This window comes from Halobaculum gomorrense (assembly GCF_900129775.1).
Classification (GTDB): domain Archaea; phylum Halobacteriota; class Halobacteria; order Halobacteriales; family Haloferacaceae; genus Halobaculum; species Halobaculum gomorrense.
In genome coordinates this window covers 86,752-93,803 of the sequence record NZ_FQWV01000009.1, presented here as the reverse complement: position 1 = coordinate 93,803, position 7,052 = coordinate 86,752, and the positions used below count along the sequence as shown (strand labels likewise).

General features: G+C 71.0%; 7 protein-coding genes and 1 pseudogene. 2 read left to right on the top strand and 6 right to left on the bottom strand.

The features are described 5' to 3' along the window. Nucleotides 1-179 (bottom strand): annotated as a pseudogene (gene sod / locus BUE16_RS14320) (superoxide dismutase [Mn]); the annotation flags it as partial. 269 nt (nt 180-448) lie between these two features. Between sod and BUE16_RS14315 the strand changes: the two are divergent. Continuing rightward, a complete protein-coding gene (locus BUE16_RS14315) occupies nt 449-1,606 on the top strand; it encodes an MFS transporter (RefSeq protein WP_073310938.1) in 1,158 nt (385 codons plus the stop codon). 28 nt (nt 1,607-1,634) lie between these two features. Here BUE16_RS14315 and BUE16_RS14310 read toward each other — a convergent pair whose 3' ends face one another. Next, nucleotides 1,635-2,258: a DJ-1/PfpI family protein gene (locus BUE16_RS14310; protein WP_073310936.1), complete on the bottom strand. Its 624-nt coding sequence runs from the start codon at nt 2,256-2,258 to the stop codon at nt 1,635-1,637. Nucleotides 2,259-2,368: 110 nt separating this feature from the next. Between BUE16_RS14310 and BUE16_RS17045 the strand changes: the two genes are divergently transcribed. Continuing rightward, complete coding sequence (locus BUE16_RS17045) at nt 2,369-2,509, top strand: hypothetical protein (RefSeq protein WP_200778450.1); 141 nt, start codon at nt 2,369-2,371, stop codon at nt 2,507-2,509. Between the two features lie 69 nt (nt 2,510-2,578). Here BUE16_RS17045 and BUE16_RS14305 read toward each other — a convergent pair whose 3' ends face one another. The 4 genes from BUE16_RS14305 to BUE16_RS14290 form a co-directional block, all read right to left on the bottom strand. Next, the gene (locus BUE16_RS14305) at nt 2,579-3,313 is read right to left on the bottom strand and encodes a sporulation protein (RefSeq protein ID WP_073310952.1); all 735 of its coding nucleotides are present in this window, start codon (nt 3,311-3,313) and stop codon (nt 2,579-2,581) included. Nucleotides 3,314-3,407: 94 nt separating this feature from the next. Next, complete coding sequence (locus tag BUE16_RS14300; protein ID WP_073310934.1) at nt 3,408-4,895, bottom strand: cryptochrome/photolyase family protein; 1,488 nt, start codon at nt 4,893-4,895, stop codon at nt 3,408-3,410. A gap of 57 nt (nt 4,896-4,952) precedes the next feature. Next, nucleotides 4,953-5,627: a 6-hydroxymethylpterin diphosphokinase MptE-like protein gene (locus BUE16_RS14295; protein WP_073310931.1), complete on the bottom strand. Its 675-nt coding sequence runs from the start codon at nt 5,625-5,627 to the stop codon at nt 4,953-4,955. Nucleotides 5,628-5,755: 128 nt separating this feature from the next. Next, complete coding sequence (locus tag BUE16_RS14290) at nt 5,756-6,901, bottom strand: dihydropteroate synthase (RefSeq protein ID WP_073310929.1); 1,146 nt, start codon at nt 6,899-6,901, stop codon at nt 5,756-5,758. Nucleotides 6,902-7,052 lie beyond the last annotated feature (151 nt).

The following is a 7,052-nucleotide window of genomic DNA, read 5'->3' as shown; positions in this document are numbered from 1 at the left end:
GGCGAGGAGTCGAACTCGCCGGCCTCGCGGTTCGCTTCGAGCGTCTCCTCGGCGCTGTTCCAGCCGTTGACGTACCCCTGGTGGTGGGTGTCGTGATGCCACGTCAGCACCTGCTCGGAAATGTGCGGCTCCAACGCGTCGTAGTCGTACGGCAGCGGATCGAGTTCGTACTCGCTCATGATTGTATCCCTCCGGATCTTACAACGGCGTAATAGCTGTTAAAGATTGAGAGGGTGACTGCTAGCACTTCACAAGAGCCTTCGACCGTCGAGTAGGTGCAGTCTTTCGGTTTCGTCCGCACGCGGAGTCAGGGCCGGTCGACGCGTCCACCGCACGTGCGCAAGCGACCGGGGTCGACCGGACGCGGGCCGCGCCGGGACCGAGGACACTCGCGGTTCTCTTCGCCGGTATCGATGGACCGAGGCGGGTCCGGGGGGAAGGGAGCGGCGTGCGTGAGTGGCGCGGCGTTGGACTGGTCAGCGGCTGGCAGGTGTCGGCGAGCGTCTGCTTTTACGCGGTGTTCGCGACGACGGCGTTCCTCCGCGCGGACTTCGGCCTCACGCGATTCCGGACGGGGCTCGCCGTGACGGCGGTGATCGCGGGCTACACGCTGTCGTTGTTCGCGGCGGGCGCGATCGTCGACGCCTACGGCGAACGACTCCCGATGGTCAGCGGCCTCCTCGCGATGGGAATCGGCTGCGTCGCAGTCGCGGTCGTGCCCTCCTACCCGCTCGTGCTCGCGTCGCTGGTGCTGCTCGGCCTCGCCTACGCGACGGCGATGCCGGCGACCAATCGTGCGGTGCTGGTCGTCGCTCCAGAGGGCCGTCGCAACCTCGCGATGAACGTGAAACAGGTCGGCGTGACCGTCGGCTCCGGGCTCTCGGCGGGACTGATCACGGTCGCCGGCGCCGGTGGCGACTGGGAGAGGGGCTTCCTCGTCGCCGCCGCGATCGCGGTCGTCGTCGCGCTGGCGTTCGCTCGCGACTACGAGGGGCGGGTGGGCTCGGGGGACCTCTCGCTCCCCGACGTTCGCGGCCTGCTTTCCGGCGCCGGGTACCGCGGCCTGCTCGTCGCGGGCTTCTTCCTCGGCGCGGCGGTGTTCACTACCACCGGCTACGTCGTCCTCCACATGACCGACACCGTGCTCGCCTCCGCCGCCGTCGCCGGGGGAACGCTCGCTGCCGTGCAGGTGACCGGGAGCCTCGGTCGGCTCGGCGGGGGTGCCGTCGCCGACCGCCTCGCGCTGCCCGCGTCGGTCGCGAACGCGCGCGTGCTCCTCGTTCAGGCGGTCGTCAGCGTCGTCGGCTTCATCGGCGTCACGCTCGTCGGGACGCCGCCGGTCGCCGCCGCCGCGTTCGCGCTGCTGGGCTTCTTCGTGCTCGGGTTCCCGGGGATGTACTACGGCTGCCTCACGGCGCTCGTCGACGACGACGAGGTCGGCGCGGCGACGGCGGGCGGACAGACGGCGATCAACCTCGGCGGCCTCGTCGCTCCTCCCGCGTTCGGCTATCTCGCCGACACCGCAGGCTACGCGCTCGGCTGGTACGCGCTGGCGGGCTGTGCGGCGCTGGCGGCGGTCGCGCTCGTGCCGCTCGTCAGGGAGTAAGGCGCGGGACCGCGAGTCGCAACCGGACCTACTCCGCGCCGGCGATCGCGCCCGGCTCGTAGGCGTCGTGCTGGCGAGTGTACTCCATCGTCGTCGCCACCGACTCCGCGACCTCGGCGCCCGCCTCGCGCTCGACGATATGGAGCGCCAGATCGATCCCCGAGGTGACGCCGCCGGCCGAGAGCACGTCGCCGTCGTCGACGACGCGCTCCTCGCGAACCTCGGCCGCGGTGTCACGGAGGTCGTTGAGCGCGGAGGCGTGGGTGACGGCGGGGCGGCCGTCGAACACGCCCGCCTTCGCGAGCAGCATTCCCCCGGTGCAGACGGACGCGACCGTCGCGCCGGCGTCGTGGTGGGCGGCGACGGAATCCGAGATCGCGCCGCGCTCGTACTCGGCCCACGCGCCGACGCTGCTGTGGTCGTTCCAGCCGCCGCCGGGGACGACGAGCAGGTCCACGTTGCCTGGGGCGGGGAGATCCCCCTCGGCCTCGACGCGCAGCCCGTGGCTCGCGGTGACCGGTCCGGGCCCGTCGAGCGCGACGAGCCGCGTGTGGAAGTCCGCGCCGGCGGCCTCGGCGGTTCGGAACACCTCGAACGGACCGATCGCGTCCAGTTCGTCGAACCCCTCGTACAGCAGTACGGCGATGTTCATGGGGGTACGTCGTCGCCCCGACGCATAGACGTACCGCAGGTGACGGCGGCCGAACGGGTCGACGCCCGCCACGTCAGGGAGTTATCAGCCGCGGCCGTCTGTTCCGGTCCATGGGCCACTGTCCGCACTGCGGCACCGAGATCCGGGAACTGGTCGAGAGCGACACCGACGCCCGCTACGCCGGCGGCGTGACGGTGTGGGAGTGCGTCGACTGCGGCGCTATCCTCGGGACCAGCGGCGTCGGCGTCTGAGGCGGTCGCCCAGTCCGTCCGCGTCGGCGTCCGCCGGTCACCCGGGGTCGTTGTCCGCCGCGCGGCCGGTCAGACCCGCTGACGGATCGCGTCCCGAAGCTCGTCGGCGACCGCGTCCACGTCCGTCGACTCGACTGTGAATCGCGTCCGGGACTCGTCGGCGTCGGCCAGCTCTGACAGCAGACCGCCCCGGCGGTCCACCTCCACGAACGCCGTCAGCGAGTCGGGACCGTCCCGGGCGACGACGTCGAGTTCGTCGAGTTCGTCCGCGAACGGCCCGCCCTGTGGACGGAACTCGAACTCCTGCACGAAGGAGGAGCCGAAGTAGCGCCCGTACGAGTCGGCCTCACACTCGGCGGTGTGCAACGACAGCCCGAGCGCCTCGGCGGCGTCGAACAGTGCCGACAGCCGCGGCGTCGGCTCGACGGTGAGGGCGTCGCGGTCCTCCGGGTCGACCGCCATCGCGATGTCCAACTCCGTCTCGACCCACACGTCGGTTCGACCGAGCGTCAGCGGCGTCTCGTAGGGGATCTCGATCTCCGTCGGGACGCTCCGCGACTTGCCGACCTCGATCGTGAACCCGTCGGTGAGGGTGTAGCGGGCGATGTCGGTCTCTCGATACCCGTCGTCGGTCCGGTAGCGCGTCTCCAGTTCCAGTTCGATGCGACCGACCTCCTGCTCCGCGTCGCCGCCGTCGATCTCGACGCGCGCGCCGACCGTGTCGCCCGGCCGGACGGTGTCGGCCTCGAGGACCGTGTCGACGGAGGCGTTGCCGATACCGATGCTCGCGAGGACCTTCTTCACCATGCGTTCGGGCCTGCTCGCGGATCAAGTATCAATGTTCTGTTGCGTGTCGCCGCTCCGGCCGGGAGGGCGCCCCGGCCGCGTCCGGCCGGCGTCAGTCGGCGCTCGCGCTTTCGTCTTCCTCCTCGCCGCGGGCGCGCTTGAACATCGAGAGCGCCCGCTCACGCATCTCGGAGTGGTCGACGACCGAGTCGGGGTACTTCGGGGCGAGCTGTCGGCGCCGCCCGACGGGCAGCTCGTGCCATGAGTGGACGTTCTCGGCGGAGACGCCTCCGAGTTCGGGGACGTACTCCGAGATGTACTCGGCGTCCGGATCGTACCGTTCGCCCTGCGTCATGGGGTTGAAGATGCGGAAGTACGGCTGGGCGTCCGTTCCGGTCGATGCGGCCCACTGCCACCCGCCGTTGTCGTTGGCGGTGTCGTGGTCCGCGAGGTGCTGCTTGAAGTGCTCGTAGCCGTGGCGCCAGTCGAGTAACAGGTCCTTCGTGAGGAACGACGCGACGATCATCCGCACGCGGTTGTGCATGTACGCCTCCTCGCGGAGCTGACGCATCCCCGCGTCGACGATGGGGTAGCCCGTTCTCCCCTCCTTCCACGCCGCCAGGTTCTCCATCGCAGTTTCGTCGTCGCGCCACTCGATCGGCCGTTCGTACTCCTTGTAGTTCTGCGTCACCACTTCGGGGGTCGCCCACAGCACCTGCGTGTAGAACTCCCGCCACGCGAGCTGGGACTGGAACTCCTCGACGGCATCCGCGGCGGGGGTCCCCTCCTCGCCCTCGTCGCGTTGCTGGGCCGCCGCCATCGCCTCCTCGGTCGCGGCGTACACCTCCCGGACCCCGATCGTGCCCCACTTGAGATCGGTCGAGAGGCGGGAGGTGGCCTCCTTCGCGGGATAGTCGCGGTCCTCGTCGTACCGATAGACGGCGTCCGCACAGAAGTCAGCGAGGCGGTCGCGAGCGGGGGCCGTCCCGGCCGCCTGCACGTCGGCGTCGGGCTCGTCGAACCCCAGATCCGCGATGCTGGGGAGCGGGTCGAGGCTCTCGCCGATAGCGGTGGCGTCGCCGTCGACGAGGTCGGCGCCCGCGGGGGAGTCGAACGGGGCGGCCTTCTCGCGGTCGCGCCACTTTTTCCAGAAGTAGGTGTACACGGCGTACGGCTCGCCGTCGTTCGTCGTGATCGTGCCCGGCTCGTGGTGGACGGCGTCGTGGCGGGTCTCGCGGGCGACGCCGGCGTCGTCGAGCGCCATCCGGACGCGGGCGTCGCGCTCGCGGGCCAGCCCGGAGTAGTCCTCGTTCCAGACGACCGACTCGGCGTCGACCTCGGCGGCGAGCGTCGGGAGCACTTCGGCCGGATCACCCCGAACGGCGACGAGGTCCGAGCCGCGCTCGCGATAGGCGGCCCGCAGCGCCGCGAGCGCATCGAGCATGAACCGGACGCGGGGTGGCGAGCCGTGTGCGAGCACGTCGTCGTCGAAGACGAACACGGGGACGACCGCCCCGTCGTCGTCGGCCGCCTCGACCGCGGCCGCGAGCCCGCGGTTATCGGCGACGCGCAGGTCCCGCCGGTGCCAAAATAGGCGCATGAAACCGAACACGGGCGCGACGGTAGTAAGCGCAGGGGGAGCGGAACCGATGCCCGGTCACAGCGGATCGATCCCCCCACGGCGGCCGTCGAGCACGGCGAACCGCTCGCCGCGGCGGCGTTCCAGCAGGTGCAGCAGGCGCTCGGCCCAGTCAAGCTTTCGCGCCTTCATGCCGCCCACATCGGGGTCGTCGAGGTCCCACCCGGGGAAGACGAGCCGCTCGGCGCCGCAGCGGTCGGCGAGGAACGCCGCGCGGTCGCCGTCGGTGAAGCCGCCGTAGTTGGCGACCGCGTCGACCGGGGCCGCCTGCGTCGTGACGAGCGTGTTCGCGGCCTCGTAGCGCGGGAGCCACTCCTCGATCAGTTCCCCGTTGTCGCCGTGGGCGTGGGCGACGACGACGGCGCCGCGCTCGGTCCGCTCGAGACCGGTCTCGGGGTTCTTGTCCAGGTCGGTCACCATCGCGTCGACCGCGACGCCCTCGGCGACGAGTCGGTCCGTGGCGGTCGAGGCGGCGAACACGCGATCCGCCTCGCGGGCGAGGGCGACCTCCGCCTCCAGCGACGGCCCCGCGCCGGCGACGGCGACGGTCGCGCCCGCACAGTCCAGCCGGTCGAGGTCGACCGGCTCGGCGAACGTGGCAGCCCGATCCCGGACGGCCTCGTCGGCGCCGCGGTCGAACCCGAAGTCGGCGAGGATCGCCTCGTAGATCGGTTCCCAGTCGGTGAATTCCATGGGTGTCACTCTCTGGCCAGTGGCTCCCAGTAATACGGGATCGGGCCGAAAGCGCACCAGAGTACCCCTACCCGCGGTGCCCTTCCGGCTTCCACCGTCAGCTATCGAGCGATCGGGTATAAGTTTTCTCACTCTGTCGGATGTTCGACGGACGACAGCGCGGCGTCCAACGCCGCCGTGGACCCGCTGGCGGCGTCTGCGGCCGTCGCAGTTCCGGCGACCGTGCCGACGAGCAGGGCGGTGGACCCCCGTTCGTCGGCGACGAGCACCGCCGGCGCGTCGGCGGTCGCGGCCCGGAGCGCGCCGAGCTCCTCGGAGTCGAGCCCGTCGAACTCGTAGACGCGCGCGACCGCATCCGCAGCGACGGCGGGGTCGCCGCCGAGCCGGTCGACGTGTCTGCGGGCGTCTCCCGTGGTCGCCACGTCGAGCTCCTCGACGGACACCTCGCCCCGGGCCCCGACGCGGTCGCGCGCGAACTCTTTCCCGATGAGCGCGGCGTCGCGCGTCTCGGCCACGTCGTGCGTGCGGACGATGTGGGCGCCGCGCTCGACGGCCATCGAGGTGGCCGCCAGCGAGACGGGCAGCGCCCCGTCGGTGTCGCGGCCGGCGACGCTCCGGAGGAAGTTCTTGCGGTTGATCGACACGAGGATCGGGCGACCGTAGCCGCGAAACTCCCGCAGGCGGCGGAACGTCTCGCGGTCGTCCGCGAGGGTCTTCTCCTCGGACCAGCCGCCGAAGGCCGGGTCGACGATGGTCTTATCGGTGAAGCCGTTGAGCGACAGCGCCTCGTAGATGTCGTCGACCTCCTCGACGGCGCCCGGCCGCTCCAAGTCCGGCGGCGACGCCATCTTCGCGACCGCGGCGTCGTGGGCCTCGCAGACGCCGGGCATCTCGGGATCGGCGAACCCGCAGATGTCGTTGACCATGTCGAACCCGCGCGAGAGCGCCGCGTCGGCGACCTCGTGGTAGCGCGTCTCGATGGAGAAGACGGCGTCGCCGGAGACGCTCTCGATGGTCTCGATCGCGGTGTCGAGCCGCTCCAACTCCTCCTCGGCCGAGAGCACCTCGAACCGCTTGTTGGCCGATTCGAGCCCCACGTCGACGATGTCGGCGCCCTCGCCGATCAGCACCTCGTCGACGTACGCGGCCGCGTCGCCGGGGTCGTCGTAGACGCTGGGATCGTAGGGGGACTCCTTCGAGACATTCAACACGCCCATGATCCGCGGCGGGTGATCGTCGCCGATCGGGAGGCCGGCGGCGTCGACAGTTCGCATGAACCGTTGCAGGGGACGGTCGCGCTTCGGTGTTGTGATCGCGGAGACGACGCCGCGGGTCGGCGACGGACGGACACCCCGGGCCGGTGACGGACGGTCGGGTTCGCTGGTTCCCAGAACGCGCCGCTTATCCCCGGCGCGCGGTAAACGC

Bases quoted from the DNA above. Each gene is read 5' to 3' on its own strand.
- BUE16_RS14310 (WP_073310936.1), bottom strand. From the start codon at position 2,258: ATGAACATCGCCGTACTGCTGTACGAGGGGTTCGACGAACTGGACGCG.
- BUE16_RS17045 (WP_200778450.1), top strand. From the start codon at position 2,369: ATGGGCCACTGTCCGCACTGCGGCACCGAGATCCGGGAACTGGTCGAG.
- BUE16_RS14300 (WP_073310934.1), bottom strand. From the start codon at position 4,895: ATGCGCCTATTTTGGCACCGGCGGGACCTGCGCGTCGCCGATAACCGC.
- BUE16_RS14295 (WP_073310931.1), bottom strand. From the start codon at position 5,627: ATGGAATTCACCGACTGGGAACCGATCTACGAGGCGATCCTCGCCGAC.
- BUE16_RS14290 (WP_073310929.1), bottom strand. From the start codon at position 6,901: ATGCGAACTGTCGACGCCGCCGGCCTCCCGATCGGCGACGATCACCCG.